Raw genomic sequence first — 17,903 nt, 5'->3', positions numbered from 1 at the left:
TTATTCTTCCGCCAGCCGCTTGTACTGGGCGTAGCGGGCTTTTGCCTCGGCTTCACTCTGACGGAACAGACGTTCGGCTTCTTCCGGGAAGGTACGCTCCAGCGAAGAGTACCGAACCTCGCCGCGCAGGAAATCCTGATAGTTGCCGGTAGGCTCCTTGCTGTCCAGCTGGAAGGGATTCTTGCCCGCATCCGCAAGCCGCGGATCATAGCGGTACAGCTGCCAGTATCCGGCTTCCACGGCACGCTTCATCTCTCCCATCACATCGGCCATACCGCAGCGCAGGCCATGGTTGATGCAGGGGGCATAGCAGATGATCAGGGACGGGCCGTTATAGCTTTCCGCTTCCCGCACTGCTTTGAGCAGCTGGTTCTGGTTTGCGCCCATCGCTACCTGCGCCACATACACGTTGCGGTAGCTCATCGCCATCATGCCCAGGTCCTTTTTCTTGGTGCGCTTACCCGCAGCAGCAAACTGCGCGACAGCACCGGTAGGCGTAGCTTTGCTGGCCTGACCACCGGTATTGGAGTAGACCTCGGTGTCGAACACCATAATGTTTACATTTTCGCCGGTGGAAATCACATGGTCAAGGCCGCCATACCCGATGTCATAGGCCCAGCCGTCACCGCCGAACATCCAGACGGATTTTTTCACCAGGTGCTCCGTGCGGTCTTTGATCCAGGCACACAGGGCACTGCTGTCGTTGGTTTGTGCCAGCGCATCCTTGACCTTTTTTGCAGCTGCCTTGCTTGCTTCGCCATCTGCATAGGCAGCCCGCCACTCTTCCAGTGCCGATTTCAGCTGATTGTCCCCAGTGGTTGCAATCAGTTCACCAGCCTTGGCATACAGAGCGCCGCGCTGCTGCTCTGCGCCCAGATAGATGCCCATACCGAATTCCGCATTGTTTTCAAAAAGCGAACCGGATACCGCCGGGCCATGGCCCTCCTTGTTTTTGCTGTAGGGGAAGCTGGGGAAGCTGGTGGCCCATACCTGGCTGCAGCCGGTGGCCGTTGCCACATACATCCGGTCACCAAACAGCTGCGTAACCAGCTTGGCGTACGGGGTCTCGCCGCAGCCGGCACAAGCGCCGCTGAACTGCAGCAGGGGTTCCTGGAACTGGCTTCCTTTCACGGTAGACACGCCGTAAGGATTGCGAACCTGGGGCAGGCTGTCCAGCCAGGTCCAATGCTCCGCTTTGTCCATCTGCGTATGCAGCGGCTGCATCTCAATGGCTTTGGTCGGGCAGACATTCACACAGCTGCCGCATCCCTGACAATCCAATATCGATACGCCCATAGTAAACTTGTACTCGCTTGCCTTGGGACGGGTCTCTGCTACAGGCAGCCCGGACGGGGCGGAAGCTGCTTCTTCTGCACTCAGCAGGAACGGACGGATAGCCGCATGCGGGCAGACGTAGGAGCACTGGTTGCACTGAATGCACTTTTCGGCATCCCAAACGGGGACTTTTACAGCGGTACCCCGCTTTTCCCACTTGGCAGTCTCCTGCGGGAAGGTACCGTCCACATAGGGCAGGAAGTCGGAAACCGGGATGGAATCACCCTTCATGGCATTTACCGGTTCCAGGATCTTTTCGATAAAGTGGGGCTTGTCCACCGCAGGGGCTGCCGGTTCATCCGGGGCATCGGCCCAGTCAGCCGGTACATCCACTGCCACTACCGACTGTACACCCGCTTCCACAGCGGCGTAGTTCATGTTCACGACCTTTTCGCCCTTCTTGCCGTAGCTCTTGACGATGGCCGCTTTCATGTACTCGACAGCTTTTTCAATAGGAATGATGCCGGTGATCTTAAAGAAAGCCGCCTGCAGGATCGTGTTGGTGCGGGTACCCAGACCCAGCTGCTCACCAATATGTACGCTGTCGATCACATACAGATGGATGTTCCGGCGGGCAATATCCCGGCGCATGGCGGCAGGCAGGTGCTCGGTAAGGGCCTCCGGAGTGGTCCACTCGCTGGCCAGCAGCAGGCTGCCGCCATCTTTCAGGTCCCCGGTCAGATCGTACTTGCCAATGTAGGCTTCGTTGTGGCAGGCAACGAAATCCGCACTGCTCACCAGGTAGGTGGCACGAATCGGAGAGTCGCCAAACCGCAGGTGGCTTTTGGTAACGCCGCCGGACTTTTTGCCGTCATATTCGAAATAGGCCTGCACATACTTGTCGGTATGGTCGCCGATGATCTTGATGGAGTTTTTGTTGGCGCCCACAGTGCCGTCGGAGCCCAGGCCCCAGAATTTGCAGCTGACGGTGTCGGCCGGAATGATATCCAGTGCCGGGCCGTAGGGAATGGACAGGTGGGTCACATCATCGTTGATGCCAACTGTGTAGTGATTGGCCGGATGCTGCGCCTTCATATTGTCGTACATGGCCTTGACCATGTTGGGGGTGGTATCCTTGCAGGCCAGACCAAAACGGCAGGCGTAGACCGGCAGGTCAGAACGGAACTCTTTAAGGACAGCCGCTACCTCTTCGTACAAGGGTTCGCCCATAGCACCGGGTTCCTTGTCCCGATCCAGAACGGTAATGGCTTTGACTGTGGCAGGCAGGGCCGCCAGGAACGCTTTTGCACTGAAAGGACGGAACAGATGCACTTCCACATATCCGACCTTGGCACCGGCTGCGTTCAGATGATCCACCGTCATCTGGGCAGTGCCGGCAATGGAGCCCAGCCCAACTAGAACCGTCTCTGCATCGGGTGCACCGTAATAGTTGAACAGATGATAATCACAGCCGGTGATGGCGTTGATCTTGGCCATATTCTGCTCGACAATCTCGGGCACTGCATCGTAGTAGCCGTTCATCGCTTCGCGGGCCTGGAAATAGGTATCGCCGTTCAGGCCGCTGGTACGGGTTTGCGGATACTCCGGATTCTGGCTGTGCTTGCGGAAACTGCGCAGCTGATCGTAGTCTACGCACTTTGCCAGTTCATCGTAGTCCAGGCAGCGTACTTTTTGGATCTCATGGCTGGTGCGGAACCCGTCAAAGAAATGCAGGAACGGAACATGAGACTGGATTGCCGACAGATGTGCCACCGCCGCCATATCCATGGCTTGCTGCACGTTGCTGGAACAGAGCATGGCAAAGCCGGTCTGGCGGCAGGCCATCACATCCGAGTGCTCAGCAAAGATGGAGATGTTGTTGGTAGCCACATTGCGGCTGGCCACATGAATCACGCCCGGCTTGAGCTGACCGGCGATCCGGTACATGGTGGGGATCATCAGCATCAGACCCTGACTGGCTGTATAGCTGGTAGCCAGTACGCCTGCATCCAGAGCGCCATGCACAGCGCTCACGGCACCGGCTTCGCTCTGCATCTCCACAAGCTTGACTGGCTGACCGAAGATGTTCTTCTTTCCGGAAGCAGCCCACTTGTCGGTCAGTTCCGCCATCGGGCTGGAGGGTGTGATGGGGTAGATGGCTGCCACCTCGGTAAAGGCATACGCAGCATAGGCGGCAGCCTCATTGCCGTCCATGGTCTTCCATACGTTCGGCATTGTTCATTCATCCTTTCCACTTTTGCGGGATATGGTAGTTTGCTTTTTGGCCAGGATTTCATGCAACGTTTTAGTAAATCGTTTATCCGAGAGTAGAATACTAAATCGATACAGCAAAGTCAATACCCCGAACTTTCTTTCGTCAGATTGTGCATTTCGCATGAATTCTCCTGTGCAAACCACCAGATTTATCGGATTTTACCGTTGGTTTTCTCCAAAAAATCAGTAAACCTTGTAAAATCACTAAACAAGTAGTATGATTTAATAAAACGATAATCTTGTTTATCGGAGGGAACTGTATGGCAACCATTCGGGACGTAGCGGCAAGGGCGGGCGTATCCCCTACTACCGTCTCCATCGTGATGAACGGCCGCGCAAAGGAGAAGCGGATTCCGGACGCAACCGTCGAAAGGGTAACATCCGCTATGCGGGAATTGGGGTACAGTCCCAATCTGACCGCCCGTCGCCTCCGCACAAATGAGGCCCGCAAACCCATCATTGCTTTTTACTGGCCTCTGGACTACCGGACCAACATGCTGGGAAGTTTTTTATCCGGCATCAAAGAGAGCCTGGCCGAGCGGGGATATGAATGCGAATTGGTTGTACAGACCTACGAAAATGATAAGTTTGAAAAGGCCGCAGCACCAATTGTGCAGAACAACTATAACGGGGTACTGGTTGGTGCTGCTTCGCCATCCGACCTGCAGTATCTGGAAACACTGGACCCGCCGATGCCGGTAGTGCTGATCAACCGGGAATCCAACCGATTCTCTACGGTAGGCGCCAACAGCGGAAATATGGGCCTGCAAGCCGCCAGCCTGATCCGCCAGCGCGGATATACAGAGGTCTCCATCATCCAGGCGGAACGCAGCTACTTTGCTACAGCCAAACGAACAACCGCCTTTATTTATGCCTGTCATCAGCTGAACATCCAGGTACGCCCGGAGTGGATCTTTAAAGGCCCCAATACCATCGCTGGCGGCAGTGTGGCAGCTGAGGCATATTGCGCTCTGCACGATCGTCCCCGCATGCTGTTTTGCGAGAGTGATTGTATGGCGCAAGGGGCTTTGTACACGCTTCGCAAGTACGGGCTGTACTGCCCGCAGGATCTGGAATTGCTGAGCATTGCCACACAGGCACCGGAAACCATGCAGTATCTGATCCCCTCGGTAAGTACCATTTCCATGCCCACGCCCAAAATCGCCGATACGGCTATTGCCGTGCTGACAACCGCCATGCAGAGCGGTGATACGACCCCCACTCATATTGAACTGGAACCGGTAATTTGTCTGCGGGAGAGTTTCCGACTTAGCGGCGCAGCCGCCGGAACCCGTTGACTGTACTTCTTTACAATATATTCCTATATAAAAAGTCTGCCGTATTTACGCGGCAGACTTTTTGTTTGCTTTCCTATTGACAAAGCCCTGAAAAGCTGTTAGGATAAGTACAACGATTTAGTGCAACGTTTTAGCAAGTATCAGTGATTGGCGGCCCTATCCACCCGCCGAATCTTCCCAGAACAGAAAGGGTGGTACTGTGCTTTTCTCCGGCAAGACTCCGCAGCCCGCGCCCAGCACGGTGTCGGCAGGCGGTATGACCTTTGCCAGCAGCACGCCTGTGAAGTTCAACAGTGTTGAATTTCGTGACGGGCAGCAATCGCTTCTGGCTACCCGTGTAACCACGGAAGACATGATCCCGCTTTTAAAGCGGATGGATGAAGTGGGTTACGACAGCATGGAAATGTGGGGCGGAGCGACATTTGATGTCTGTATCCGCTACCTGCAGGATGATCCCTGGAACCGCGTTCGTGTGTTCAAGCGTTTTATGAGGCATACACCGCTGAAAATGGTGCTGCGGGGCCAGAACCTGGTGGGATACCGGGCATATCCTGACGACATTGTAGAAAAATTTGTTGAGTGTGCCGCTAAGGTCGGCATTGATATTTTCCTGATTTTTGATGCCCTGCAGGATCTGCGGAACTGTGAAACCGCATTCCGTGCAGTAAAAAAAGCAGGCAAAAAGATTGAAGGCAGTATTCAGTACAATATCAGCCCCTTCCATACGGCAGAGAAGTTCGTAGAAAACGCCAAAGAACAGCAGCGTATGGGCGCGGAGCTGATCCATGTAGAAGATATGGCCGGTCTCATGACGCCCCCTGCTGCCTACGAACTGATCAGTGCACTGAAATCCGCGCTTGATATTCCGGTTCATCTCCATTGTCACTGCACCGGTGGTATGGCAGAGATGTGTTATTGGGAAGCCATTCGCGCCGGCGTTGATGGTCTGGATGTCTGTGTGTCCAGCCTTGGTCTTGGACCCGGCCATCCGCCCATTGAAAGTTTTGTTGCCGGTTTGAAAGGTACCCCACGGGATACTGGTATTGATGTGGGACAGTTCACTTCGCTGAATACAGCTTTCCAGTATATGCGCAAACGGTATGCGGAGTACGAAAGCCGCCTGATTGGCGTGGACGTGGGATGTCTGCAGCATCAGATTCCCGGCGGGATGCTGACGAATCTGGAAAATCAGCTGCGTACCATGAATGCTTTGGATCGCTTGCCTGAAGTACTGAGCGAAGTCACACGGGTACGGGCTGACATGGGATATCCTCCGCTGGCTACCCCCAGCAGTCAGATGTGCGGTGCACAAGCAACCACCAACGTTTTAACCGGGCAGCGCTACAAAATGGTCAGCAAGGAAATGCGGGATTACTGCCGTGGTATGTACGGCATGCCGCCGGGCCAGATTTCTCCGGAACTGATGAAAAAGGCTTTGGAAGGAGAAGCCCCCATTACCTGCCGCCCGGCCGATTTGTTGGAGCCCGGCTGGGAAAAGGCCAAGTCCGAGATTGGCGACCTGGCCCACAGTGACGAGGACGTGTTGACTTACGCCCTCTTCCCTGCCATTGCGGTGGACTATCTGAAAAAGAAATACGGACAGGAGGCCTGAATTCATGAAGCAAGAGAATCCGGAAAAGCTGGCTCACAGCCGGGAAATTCTGCAGGCGCTTAAAGAAGCGCGCGGCGGGACGCTGCTGGACAGCCATCGTCAGATGGGCAATGATCCTCATCTGGCCCAGATGTTTTTAAATCAATATCGGGAAAATGCAGCCGATACGACCATTCCTCGCAAGTATCGGGAACTGATTGTTATGGCAATCGGGATGGCCACCGGTACCACCACCACATTTACCGTCCATGCCAAGCTGGCGCAAAAATATGGTGCTTCGGTAGACGAGATCTGTGAAGTAATCCGCATGATCTTCTTTACCTGCGGCGTCACCAAGCTGCTTCCTGTTTTGGAGAACCTTGATCTGGAGGCCATTGACCTGTAATCTGGTTCTCCGTTTCTCCAATCACTTGCTATCCAGTTAAACTGTCAAATCCTCTTATGCTGAAAGCACAAAGCGCCCCTGTGCGGTCACCACCGCGCAGAGGCGTTTTGTGCTTTTACGTCTTTAATGGCCACAGCCATAAAGCCCTCTTTACAAAATCGGCTCAATAACAGCACGGAAATATTGGTCCAGTTCTGCGGGTGTCTGTTTTCGGTGACCGCGGATCCACCAGAGCACCATCTCCACAAAGCTGCTGGAGATGTGGTTCACAAGAAAATCCTCCGGGATTTCTTTGTTATGCCTGCGGTTCTGGTTTACGAACTGGGACTGCACCAGCCCGTTCAGGCTGTCTTTGAAATACCGCAGAAACACCTCACTGCTTTCGCAGGAAAGCAACGCCACGATATTTTTATCGTTCTCCTGCAGGTGCTGCAGCAGATGGCAGAAAACCGATTCCGGCGCGGCCTGATCGGAATACAGGCCATGGGTATGGGCACTGTCAATCGCGCTGTTGATGATATGGCCAAACAGTTCTTCACACAACGCTTTGAGCAGATCATCTTTGGTTTCAAAGTGGGCATAAAAGGTAGTACGGCCTACATCAGCGGCATCGATGATTTCCTGTACCGTTATCTTGCTGTAGCTTTTTTGCGACAGCAGCACACTGAACGCATCAAAAATTGCTGCCCGCGTTTTTTGCTGACGTCTGTCCATCGCGGCCCCTCCCGTACATTTCGGCAGATTTGTTCGGTATGAAACAGGCTGGCGGGATTATCCGTTGTATTCCTCCAACCGCTTGTTACAATGAAAGAGAACAAAGTGTTCGTTAGCAAATATATTGTACGGCTTATGCCTATACGCGTCAAGGCTGACATGTGGAGCGGGAGGAATCAGCATGATAAAACGGGTCTGCGATTTTCTGGCAGGGCTTCCAATGACAATTGTGGCGGGTGTATTTTTGCTGTTTGATCTGGTGCCGCATCTGGTGGAGGAGTTTGGCGGACAGGCTATACGCTTTTCGCTGCTTCCTTTTGACCCTTCCTGGTTAACAGTAATAATCAGCGGTATTCCTCTGCTGTATCTGGCACTCTGGCGGCTGATTCACAATCCCGGCATCAGCAAAATCTCTTCGGCACTGCTGATCTGCATTGCCATGTTTGCCGCTATTGCCATCGGGGACCTGTTTGCGGCAGGTGAAGTTGCCTTTATTATGGCCATCGGTGCGCTGCTGGAGGACGCAACCACCAACCGGGCAAAGAAAGGGCTACATAAACTGCTTAACCTGGCCCCCACCATGGGACGCAGAATTAAGGATGGCCGGGAAGATCGGATCCCGGCCGCGCAGATTCAACATGGCGATATTCTGCGGGTACTGCCCGGCGAAACAATCCCGGTAGATGGTACCATTCTGCGCGGTGAGACCTCGGTGGATCAATCTGTCATGACCGGTGAATCCCTCCCGGTGGACAAAGCCGCCGGTGAGGAAGTCTTCTGCGGCACCCTCAACTGCTTTGGTTTCATTGATATTACAGCGACCCATGTGGGCGAGGACAGTTCCCTGCAAAAACTTATCCGCATGGTGCAGGAAGCAGAAAATAAGCAGGCACCCATGCAGCGCATTGCGGACAAAGCGGCCAGTTGGCTGGTGCCGGTCGCGCTGTTGATTGCTGTGTTGTCCTACCTGTTCAGCGGTAATATCGTTACCGCTGTGACCGTGCTGGTCGTGTTCTGCCCCTGTGCTCTGGTTCTGGCAACCCCGACTGCGATCATGGCGGCCATCGGCCAGGCCACCAAACATGGTGTCATGATCAAATCCGGCGAAGCACTGGAAAAGATGGGCAAGGTGGACACGATTGCCTTTGATAAAACCGGCACGCTGACCTGCGGCAAACTGGAGGTCAGCGATGTGCGGAGTTTTGAGCCTTCCCGCAGTGAGAACGAACTGCTTGCCCTGACCGCCAGCGCAGAAGCCAGAAGCGAGCACCCTCTGGGCAAGGCCATTGTAAGCTGTGCCAAAGAAAAAGACCTGGCAGTTGCTGAAACTTCTGTCTTCCACATGGATACCGGTAAAGGAATCCGGGCAGAGGTGGAGGGGCATCGTCTGCTCTGCGGCAGCGAGGCATTTCTGCGGGAAAATGGGGTAAGCCTCTCCCCTGCTGCAGTATCTGTTCTGGAGGAACTGCGCACCCAAGGCAAAGCCCTGGTTCTGGTGGCAGACCGGCAGCAGTATATTGGCGCGATTGCCCTGTCCGACCGTCTGCGCCCGCAGGCTAAGGAGATGGTCCAGCGGCTTTCGGCTATGCGCACCCGTACCGTACTGCTGACCGGCGACCACAAGCAGACCGCGGATTATTTTGCCCGGCAGGTGGGAATTCAGGAGATTCGGGCGGAACTGCTCCCGCAGGAAAAGGTTGCTGGAATTGAGGCTCTGCAAAAAGAGGGCCGGGTGGTCTGCATGATTGGTGACGGTGTGAATGACGCCCCGGCATTGAAAACCGCCGACGTGAGCGTGGCGATGGGCAGCATGGGCAGCGACATCGCCATCGAAGCGGCGGATATTGCCCTGATGAGCGATGATATTTCCCGCATTCCTTATCTCAAGCGGCTGTCCAATGCAACCGTCCGCACCATCAAGTTCAGCATCACCCTGTCCATGTGCATCAATTTTGCTGCAATTGTTCTGTCCCTGCTGGAGATGCTGAACCCCACCACTGGCGCCCTGGTGCACAACGCCGGGTCCTGCTTTGTGGTGCTGATCGCCGCATTGCTCTATGATCGGAAATTTGATTAACGCTTTATGCAATACAGAAAAAGGGCGGCAGCCGTATTGGCTGCCGCCCTTTTTCTGTATTTGTTTTGAGAGAAGGTATCAGAAGCAATCATTCTTCAGATCAGCTGACGACGCAGACGTTCTTTTTCGGCCTGCTCGTCCTCGGCGGGGTACCACATGGGGGATTCCAGTTTGACGCAGCAGCTCTCGCCCTCCGCAAAGGAAACGCGGTGCGGGGTCTGCACCTTGAGCATCTGGCCGCCCACCGGCACCAGATACTCGGTGCGGTCGGTGAGGAAAATGCGCTTTTCCACATGGGTGCGATAGCCGTCGGAACCGCCGGTCAGCTCAATGGAGTTGGGCCGGGTGGCCACCACCATCTTTTCGGCGGCGCCGTCCGGAATATCCAGCCCCAGGGGATGTTCCATATCCCCCTCGGCATAGACCTGGCCATCCTTGATGACCACGTTCAGGAAGGTACTCTCACCCAGGAAGCTGTGCACAAACCGGTTCACCGGCTTGTTGTACAGATTTTCTGGGGTGTCAATCTGCATGATACGGCCCATATCGCAGACCATCATCCGGTCGGAAATGGCCATGGCTTCGGACTGGTCATGAGTCACAAAGATAATGGTAAAGTTGAACTTACGCTGCAGTTCCTTGATCTCGAACCGCATGCTCTCCCGCAGTTTGGGGTCCAGGTTGGAGAGGGGTTCGTCCAGCAGCATTACCTTAGGCTGGGTAACGATGGCGCGGGCCAGAGCGATTCGCTGCTGCTGGCCGCCGGACAAATCCGAGGGGTACACCTTTTCCAGACCGGTCAGGTTGGTGTGACGCAGCGCGTCGGCTACCTTCTTGTCAATGTCGGCCCGGTTCATCTTCTGAATCCGCAGCGGGAAGGCCACGTTCTCGAACACATTCATATGCGGCCAGACGGCAAACGCCTGGAACACCATGCCCAGACCCCGGTCCTCCGGCGGCACATACAGGTTTTTGCTTTTGACCGAAACAGGACGGCCGCAAAGTTCGATCTCGCCTTCGCTCAGGTCCTCAAACCCGGCGATCATCCGCAGAGTAGTAGACTTGCCGCAGCCGGAAGGACCCAGGAAAGAGAAGCACTCCCCTTCCTGCACGTTCAGGTTGAAGTCATCCACCGCTACGATGTCGCCCAGGGTTTTGGTGGTGAAGCGTTTGGTTACATGGCGCAGTACGATCTGATCCAACGCTTATACCCCCTTTCTGTCCTTGGTGATCTGGGTAACAATGGTGTTGCAGACAATAATCAGCAGGATGGCCACCGAACCAAGGGCAGCCGCCTGGGGCATCATGCCTGCATCACGCAGCGAGTAAATCTGCACGCCCAGCGTGCGGGTATAAGGCCCGTACAGAAGCACCGAGGTGGTAACCTCGCGCATGGCGGGCAGGAAAATCAGGAAGAAGCCCGACACCATCGCCGGCCGGATCAGCGGCAGGGTGATGTCCTTGAGGCTTTCGGTATGGGAAGCGCCGCAGGTGCGGGCCGCTTCCTCCAGACTGGGATGTACCTGCAGCAGGGCCGCGGAACTGCTCTTCATGGAGAAGGACAGATAACGGGCCAGGTAGGCCACCAGGATGATCCAGATGGTGTTGTACAGGCTGATGCCGAACAGTCCGCCGCTCCAGGCCAGGATAACACCGATAGCCAGAACCGTGCCGGGGATGGAGTACGGCAGCACCGACAGCACTTCCAGAACGCCTTTGCCGCGGGGCTTGATCTTCTGTACCACGTAGGCGATCAGGGTACCCAGGAACATACAGACGACGCCTGCACTGATAGAAACAAACAGGGAGTTCTTGATGGAATCGAAGGTACCGGAACTCTCGAATACCTTGATATAGTTGTTCAGGGTGAAGTTTTCCGGGATCAGCGGCAGACCGTAAGCCTTGACCAAGCCTACCAGGAAGATCATGACCAGCGGCACGATAACGATGAGCACCAGGGTGGTAACCGCCAGGATAAACAGGGGGATGCGGGCGCCCCGCAGCTTGATCAGGGTGGGGCGCATGCTCTTGCCCTTGATGATGTCGTAGCTGCCGGCGCTGAGCACCTTCTTTTGGATAATCAAGGCCACAGCCACGACCACAACCAGCATAATGGAAAGGGCCGCGCCCTGGCGTATTCCTTCAAAGCTGCCGCCCGAGCGGGAAATGGTGGCATAAATCTTGGTGGGCAGGGTGTAGATGCCCTGGGAGAAGCCCAGGATGGAGGGAACGCCGAAGTGAGCCAGCGAACTGATCAGGATCAGCAGAGCGCCGGCGCTGATGGCAGGCAGTACCAGCGGCAGGGTGATTTTACGGATAACCGTAAACTGCTTGGCGCCGGCGATGCGGGCACATTCCTCCAGGGTAGGGTCCATGCGCTCCAGGGCGCTGACCACCTGCATGAACACGAACGGGAAATAGTAGGACAGCTCCACAAAGACGATGCCGCCCAACGAGTTGATGTTGAAAGGCGCGCCGGACAGATGGAAGGTTTCCACCAGCCAGCGGTTCAGATAACCGGACCGGCCGTTGAGCAGCAGGTCCCAGGCCATAGCGCCCAGGAAGGGCGGGAACATGTAGGGAATATTGAACAAGGCCCGCATGAGGCCCTTGGCCGGGATGTCGCTTCGGCCCAGCAGCCAGGCGTAGAACACGCCCATAATGGTGCCGAACAGAGTCACCCAGAAAGCGATCTGAATGGTGTTCCACATGGAAGCCAGGTTGCCCGGATCCAGAAGCTGGCTGGTGAACAGTTCCGGACTGAAATGGCCTTCATAGAAGAATGCGTGGTAGATGATCATAAAGACCGGGATCACCACGATCAGGATCAGCAGCACAAAGCTCAAAACGGTCATAGCGCCGTCCAGGCTGATGCGGCGGCCGTCGATGGCGGCCAGGTCTTTGTTTTTACGAACGCCAAATCTCATGCCTTGGCCTCCTTTGCTTCATAATAGCGGGGATTGAGCAGGCGCAGGCCCACCTCACTGCCTTCCCGCATCACGCCGGCGCGGACAGCAGCCAGGGTACTTTGCTGTACCCGCAGTTCCCGCTGGCCCAAATCTACGAAGTAATCGTACTCGCTGCCCAGGAACACACACCGGCGAACCTTGGCGCGGATGGGGGACGCGGGGTCAAACTCGATATCGTTGGGACGCACACCCAGTTCCACGCCCTTGCCTTTGTCTGGGTCCAGTCCGTCGGGCAGTTCGGCCTGCCAGGGAATCACGGCGTTGCCTACATCCAGACCCAGGGCGCCATTCCTGCGCACTACACGCAGGAAGTTGGACACACCGATAAACTCAAAGGTAAAGCGGTTGGCCGGACGCAGGATAATATCTTCGTCGGTACCGATCTGGCACAGACTGCCGTCCTGCTGCATAATGGCCATCTTGTCGCACAGCTGCAGGGCAGACTCCTGGTCGTGTGTGATGTACAGAACTGTGGTGCCGCTGCTGCGCTGAATCTGACGGATTTCGGTCAGCATCTGTTCCCGCAGTTTAGCGTCCAGATTGGTGATGGGCTCGTCCATCACGATCAGGTCACCGTTGCCTACCAGCGCCCGGGCGATTGCCACCCGCTGCTGCTGCCCGCCGCTGAGCTGGCTGGGCAGATGGTTGGCGTATTCGGTCATGTTGACCTGCTGCAATGCGTACATTGCCCGCTTTTCTGCCTCCTGCTTGGGAACCCGATGCTTTTTCATGGGATACAGCACGTTTTCCTTAACGGTCATATGCGGCCACACCGCGTAGTCCTGGAACACAATACCGATATTCCGGCGTTCGGCGGGCACGTTGATCCGACGGGAAGCACTGAACAGGCAGGTATCCCCTACCCATATTTCACCGGTGTCGGGTTTGCTCAGTCCTAACAGGCATCGCACCAGAGTGGTCTTTCCGCATCCGGAGGGGCCTACCAGGCAGAGAATCTGACCGCTGTCCACTTCCATGCTGAAATTTTTCAGCACCTGGTTATCGCCGTACCGGAAGGAGATATCCTTAAACACTACATTTGCCATAGGCTCCTCCTGCTTACTATCGGAATGGGGGCGGTATAACCCGCCCCCATCCGCTTGAATTTAATCCGCTGTTGGCGGAATGGGATTTGTTACAGTCCAAAAATCTTGTCGAAAGCGGTGCCGTTGGCCTCGTCCTTCTCCACCATGGCGTTCAGATCGCAGGGCAGTGCCTTGGAGGCAATGGCGGCCACGTCGATATCACCCTGGTCGATGTCGCTGCGCACCGAGATCAGGTTGTTGTCGATCAGCACCTGCTGGCCTTCCTTGGACAGGATAAAGTCATACAGCAGTTTGCCGTTTTCTTCGTTGGCGCAGTCGGCCACCAGACCAATCGGGCTGAAGATGGAAACGGTGTCTTCCGGATAGACAAACGCAATGGGAGAGCCTTCGCTGGCCAGGTTAGCCGTGACGTAGTCCAGGCAGACGCCTACTTTATAGGCGCTGGCAGCCAGCTGGTTGTGCGCAGCGGTAGTACCGCTTTCCAGATAGCAACCGTTATCCTTCAGTTTCTGGATGTATTCTTCGCCGTACTTGTCGCTGCACATCAGGGCATTGCGCCAGTACTTGGAGGTACCGGAGGTGCCCGGGTCGGTCATAACGATCTGATCATTCCACTTCGGATCCAGCAGATCATTCCAGGTTTTCGGCGCTTCCTCGGGGCTGACCAGTGCAGTATTATAGGCAATACCCATGTTCATGATACGGGCACCGGTATAGTACCCTTCCGGATCGATATAGGCTGCGTCAATAGCTTCCGATTCCGGAGAGGTATACGGCTGCAGAATATTCTGTGCTTTAAAGGAAGCATAGTCGGCAGGATCGCCTACCCAGATCACATCGGCATCTACATGGCCGGCCTGGGCCTCGGTTGCGATCTTGGTGATAACCTTGCTGGTACCGGCAAAATAATATTCCATGGTGATACCGGGATACTTGGCCTCAAAGGCCTGCTTGACAGCGATCAGCTGGTCTTCCTGCATGGAAGAATAGACCATAACCGTACCGGAGTTTTTCCCATCACCGGCATTCGGGTTGGAACCACCAGCGGAAGTACCGGCAGGTTCAGAAGCAGGGCCTGCGCCAGGTCCCGGAGTACCACAGGCGGTAAGCACGAGAGCCAGTGCAAGAATCAGACAGGCAAGTTTTTTCATGGTAGCATTTTCCTCCTTACATATGGGATCAGAATTTCGTTCCCTAGCGGCAAAAGCGGCGGCGGGCGCCTCGCTGTTCCGTTTCGCCGTTTTGAACAGATTGCACAATAATTATATCCATCAAATTTCGAAAATGTGAAGTTTGAATATAGTAAAACTCGAAAAAAGCCGAATTTTGAACGAATTTTGGTTGCCAGGCGCGTTGACGGGTCCGATCCGGTTACCTATAATAAAGTCGTGGCACTCGTTGACAGACAGTCAGCAGGAAGAAAAGGAGGTGGCCACCATGGAGCAGGCCTTTAAAAAATTTACAGGTGACCGCCGCGTGCAGCAGTGGGCTGCAATCTTGTTGTTAGTATTGGTTTTTCTGTGTTTTTTCCTGTTTTTGTATGCCCAATTCCGCCAGGCCACTATCCAGGCACTAAGCGAGGTAAGCCGGGATTTTGTGGATTGGGTTAACACCGTGTCGGACGCTGCCGGGGAAAACATCCGCACCTCAGCTATGCAGATGTTCTATACTTCATCCGTCCGCACTCTACGTACCGATCGGAATTTATCGGTGTCCAGCCGCACAGTAGGGCTGCGGGATCTGGGTACTTTTGTGAGCAGCAGCGATTTTCTGGACAGTGTAATGGTATATAATGGGGCAATGAACATGATCTTCACCTCGGAAGGCAACTACCCTTCCGCCCCACCCGAGCAGTTTCACGACAGCGACGCTGTCCAGCTGCTGACACATCCGGAGCAATACCCTTATCTGTCCCCCATTCAGCGCACGGTAGGCGGACGCCGGTGTTATTCCTTTTTATTCTTTGAGGCGAATGGAGATACTCCCAGTGCCCTTTTGCTGAATGTGAATGGCAACTGGTATGAAACTCATCTGCTCGGCATTTCAGCAGGGCAAGGGCATATTATCGCCAATAGTTCTGGTGAGCCCATCGTAAGTACCGATGAAAATCTTTTGGCACAATTGCAAGCCAGCTGGCCTGCGCTGAAAGAGCAGCTGATAGCCCAACCAGACAGCGGGCAGCTTCTGCCGCCGCTGCTGTCCAGCCAGCCTTGCTGGATGTACTATCGGCTGACGCCCAGCGGCTGGTACTATTTCAAATGCCTGGATTTCAACGATATCTCTCCTGCTCTGGCTCGTGTTCGGGATGTGCTGCTGCTTTCCTTTGGTCTGGCAGGCAGCCTGATTGTAGCGGTACTGATTTATCTGGCAGTGCGGGTGTATTTGCCGTTTTTGCACATTCGGCGTGCTCTGCAGCAAGCGGGTGAAATTCCGGAAGATCTTCCTGGTCAGGTAAGTGAATTGATGGCCAGTCAGCGTCGTCAGGAAGATGCCCGCGTTTTACAGCGCTTACGGGACGAGGGCAAGCTACCGCCGGACACTGTCCTGCCCGCTGTGATACTGCTGTGCGAGGAACGTGATCCCAGTCGCCTGCAGAGCTTGCTGGAGCCGGTTTGCTCTGAGCCGCGCATTGCTTCCGACGAAGGTGGAACGGTCTGTCTTATAAGCAGCTGTACCAAAGAAAACCGCTTCCGGCTTCTGGCCTTACTGCGTCAGGAAAACATACCGGCTTGTGCAGGATTTTCCTGCTTTACTGTGGAGGAACTTTGCCACAGCCAAGCTGAACTGGAAGAATTGCGCCGGATGCGGTTTCTGTATCCAAATCAGCCCGTGCTGGAGCAGGAACAGCTGGCTCTGTGCAATTCAGTAAGCGGATTTCAGGCAAAGATGGCGGTATCCCTGGTGGGGGCTCTTCGTTCTGCTCAACTGGAAACGGCCCGAAATGAGTGGGAAAGCATTCTAAAGGCAATACAAAAAGATCGGTATGCAGATTTCTGCTTTGCAATCCGCTATTTATGTCGTCAGCTGGCCGGATTGCAGAAAGAACTGGGGGCATCTCCCACTGTATCGGCAGACAGTATTCTGGATGGATTGCGCAGTCTTGAAACGCTAACCAGTTATATTGACGATCAACTGTGTTCAATCGCACAATTGGCCACTGCACGGCAAAAAGAGCGGCTTGCCCGACTATGCAACCGCGTATGGGAGCAGATTCGGGCTCATTACGCAGAGGAGGCCTTCTCCGCTCAGCAGATTGCCGCAACCTTTGACGTAAACGCAGCCTATCTGAACCGACAGTTCCGGCAGTCAGCCGGCATCTCCATTAGCGACGCGCTGCATCAAATACGGATTGAGCAGGCTTGCCGCCTGCTGCGCCAGACAGGTGAGCCCGCAGAGCTGATCGCACAGAAGGTAGGCTACAGCAACATCAAATACTTTTTTGTGATTTTCAAAAAGCTTACCGGCAGTACCCCTCGCCAGTATCGGGAAGCTGCAGAAAGCTGAGTTTCATCAGTCTGTCCGCCTGAAAAATGATTTCGTTTATAGTTTCTGCAATCAAAACCACCGGCTTAGCCGGTGGTTGAGTAAGCCCTATAAGGGCATTATACTAGCAAAGCCCCTTAAGGGGCCACGAATGGGTCTGCCAACTGCATTCCTTTCTCGTGGCAGGCCCCTCAAGGGGCCTCTTTTTTATGCCTTGGTATTCTTGCTACCCGTGAACGGGTCCACAAACTCTTTGAGGCTCAGCTGGTCTGCAATCTGATCCTGTTGCAGCTGATTTTTGATGTACTCCTCAATGCGCTTTTTGTTTTTACCTACCGTATCCACGAAATAGCCTCGTGCCCAGAAATGCCGATTTCCGTACTTGTACTTTAAATTCGCATGTCTGTCGAAAATCATCAGGCTGCTTTTCCCTTTCAAGTACCCATCACATACGCAATGCTATACTTGGGCGAAAAGCTTATCAGCATGTGGATGTGGTCAGGACACGCTTCCGCTTCGATGATCTCGATTCCTTTCTGTTCGCACAACTGCCTCAATATCTGCCCTATATCCTTTTTGATTTGTCCGTACACTACCATTCTCCGGTACTTTGGTGCAAACACCACATGATATTGACATCTCCACGTTGTATGACTTAAACTATCTACGTCTTTGTTATTCCTCATTTCAAAGACAACCTCCCTGTTTTTTGAATGTGGTTGGCAAACCCACATCCTATTTTACAGGGAGGTCCTCTTTTTTCTATGGCT

Annotated in this window: 11 protein-coding genes and 1 pseudogene; 5 read left to right on the top strand and 7 right to left on the bottom strand. The window is 54.6% G+C overall.

Annotated features, from left to right (window positions below):
* Positions 1–3,510, bottom strand: coding sequence for a pyruvate:ferredoxin (flavodoxin) oxidoreductase (gene nifJ / locus B5E65_RS13015; RefSeq protein WP_087172201.1), 3,510 nt, complete (start codon positions 3,508–3,510; stop codon positions 1–3).
* 299 nt (positions 3,511–3,809) lie between these two features.
* Here nifJ and B5E65_RS13010 point away from each other — a divergent pair, with 299 nt between their 5' ends.
* The 3 genes from B5E65_RS13010 (at position 3,810) to B5E65_RS13000 (ending at position 6,844) form a co-directional block, all read left to right on the top strand.
* Positions 3,810–4,847 (top strand): LacI family DNA-binding transcriptional regulator, encoded by a 1,038-nt coding sequence (locus B5E65_RS13010; RefSeq protein ID WP_087172200.1) that lies wholly within the window; start codon positions 3,810–3,812, stop codon positions 4,845–4,847.
* Positions 4,848–5,103: 256 nt separating this feature from the next.
* Positions 5,104–6,459, top strand: a complete 1,356-nt coding sequence (locus tag B5E65_RS13005) for a pyruvate carboxylase subunit B (RefSeq protein ID WP_087172234.1) — start codon at positions 5,104–5,106, stop codon at positions 6,457–6,459.
* Positions 6,460–6,463: 4 nt separating this feature from the next.
* A complete protein-coding gene (locus tag B5E65_RS13000; protein ID WP_087172199.1) occupies positions 6,464–6,844 on the top strand; it encodes a carboxymuconolactone decarboxylase family protein in 381 nt (126 codons plus the stop codon).
* 150 nt (positions 6,845–6,994) lie between these two features.
* On the opposite strand, the gene B5E65_RS12995 is transcribed toward B5E65_RS13000, so the two are convergent.
* Entirely contained in the window at positions 6,995–7,558 is a 564-nt protein-coding gene (locus tag B5E65_RS12995) for a TetR/AcrR family transcriptional regulator (protein ID WP_087172198.1), read from the bottom strand.
* 181 nt (positions 7,559–7,739) lie between these two features.
* Between B5E65_RS12995 and B5E65_RS12990 the strand changes: the two genes are divergently transcribed.
* On the top strand, positions 7,740–9,635 hold the full coding sequence (locus B5E65_RS12990) for a heavy metal translocating P-type ATPase (RefSeq protein ID WP_087172197.1): 1,896 nt from the start codon (positions 7,740–7,742) through the stop codon (positions 9,633–9,635).
* Between the two features lie 95 nt (positions 9,636–9,730).
* Here the strand turns inward: B5E65_RS12990 and B5E65_RS12985 are convergent, their stop codons facing one another.
* The 4 genes from B5E65_RS12985 to B5E65_RS12970 all read right to left on the bottom strand — a co-directional run bounded on the left by B5E65_RS12985 (position 9,731) and on the right by B5E65_RS12970 (position 14,801).
* Positions 9,731–10,837: an ABC transporter ATP-binding protein gene (locus tag B5E65_RS12985; RefSeq protein ID WP_164488815.1), complete on the bottom strand. Its 1,107-nt coding sequence runs from the start codon at positions 10,835–10,837 to the stop codon at positions 9,731–9,733.
* A 3-nt stretch (positions 10,838–10,840) separates the two neighbouring features.
* Positions 10,841–12,562, bottom strand: a complete 1,722-nt coding sequence (locus B5E65_RS12980) for an ABC transporter permease (RefSeq protein ID WP_087172196.1) — start codon at positions 12,560–12,562, stop codon at positions 10,841–10,843.
* Positions 12,559–13,650, bottom strand: coding sequence for an ABC transporter ATP-binding protein (locus tag B5E65_RS12975; protein WP_087172195.1), 1,092 nt, complete (start codon positions 13,648–13,650; stop codon positions 12,559–12,561). The genes B5E65_RS12980 and B5E65_RS12975 overlap by 4 nt, the downstream gene beginning before the upstream one ends.
* Positions 13,651–13,739: 89 nt before the next feature.
* Positions 13,740–14,801 carry an ABC transporter substrate-binding protein gene (locus B5E65_RS12970; protein WP_087172194.1) on the bottom strand — a complete coding sequence of 354 codons (1,062 nt, stop codon included), beginning with the start codon at positions 14,799–14,801 and terminating at the stop codon, positions 13,740–13,742.
* Between the two features lie 286 nt (positions 14,802–15,087).
* Between B5E65_RS12970 and B5E65_RS12965 the strand changes: the two genes are divergently transcribed.
* Positions 15,088–17,154, top strand: coding sequence for a helix-turn-helix domain-containing protein (locus B5E65_RS12965; RefSeq protein WP_087172193.1), 2,067 nt, complete (start codon positions 15,088–15,090; stop codon positions 17,152–17,154).
* A 186-nt stretch (positions 17,155–17,340) separates the two neighbouring features.
* Here B5E65_RS12965 and tnpA read toward each other — a convergent pair.
* Positions 17,341–17,819, bottom strand: a pseudogene (tnpA, locus tag B5E65_RS12960) (IS200/IS605 family transposase).
* Positions 17,820–17,903: the final 84 nt, after the last annotated feature.

It is taken from the genome of Gemmiger sp. An120, assembly GCF_002160955.1.
Taxonomy (GTDB): domain Bacteria; phylum Bacillota; class Clostridia; order Oscillospirales; family Ruminococcaceae; genus Gemmiger_A; species Gemmiger_A avium.
Note: the sequence above shows the minus strand (reverse complement) of the source record. Positions and strands in the feature narration are given on the sequence as shown.

Excerpts from the sequence above, each read along its gene's own strand:
- nifJ (WP_087172201.1), bottom strand. The coding sequence starts at position 3,510 with ATGCCGAACGTATGGAAGACCATGGACGGCAATGAGGCTGCCGCCTAT.
- B5E65_RS13010 (WP_087172200.1), top strand. The coding sequence starts at position 3,810 with ATGGCAACCATTCGGGACGTAGCGGCAAGGGCGGGCGTATCCCCTACT.
- B5E65_RS13005 (WP_087172234.1), top strand. The coding sequence starts at position 5,104 with ATGACCTTTGCCAGCAGCACGCCTGTGAAGTTCAACAGTGTTGAATTT.
- B5E65_RS13000 (WP_087172199.1), top strand. The coding sequence starts at position 6,464 with ATGAAGCAAGAGAATCCGGAAAAGCTGGCTCACAGCCGGGAAATTCTG.
- B5E65_RS12995 (WP_087172198.1), bottom strand. The coding sequence starts at position 7,558 with ATGGACAGACGTCAGCAAAAAACGCGGGCAGCAATTTTTGATGCGTTC.
- B5E65_RS12990 (WP_087172197.1), top strand. The coding sequence starts at position 7,740 with ATGATAAAACGGGTCTGCGATTTTCTGGCAGGGCTTCCAATGACAATT.
- B5E65_RS12980 (WP_087172196.1), bottom strand. The coding sequence starts at position 12,562 with ATGAGATTTGGCGTTCGTAAAAACAAAGACCTGGCCGCCATCGACGGC.
- B5E65_RS12975 (WP_087172195.1), bottom strand. The coding sequence starts at position 13,650 with ATGGCAAATGTAGTGTTTAAGGATATCTCCTTCCGGTACGGCGATAAC.
- B5E65_RS12970 (WP_087172194.1), bottom strand. The coding sequence starts at position 14,801 with ATGAAAAAACTTGCCTGTCTGATTCTTGCACTGGCTCTCGTGCTTACC.
- B5E65_RS12965 (WP_087172193.1), top strand. The coding sequence starts at position 15,088 with ATGGAGCAGGCCTTTAAAAAATTTACAGGTGACCGCCGCGTGCAGCAG.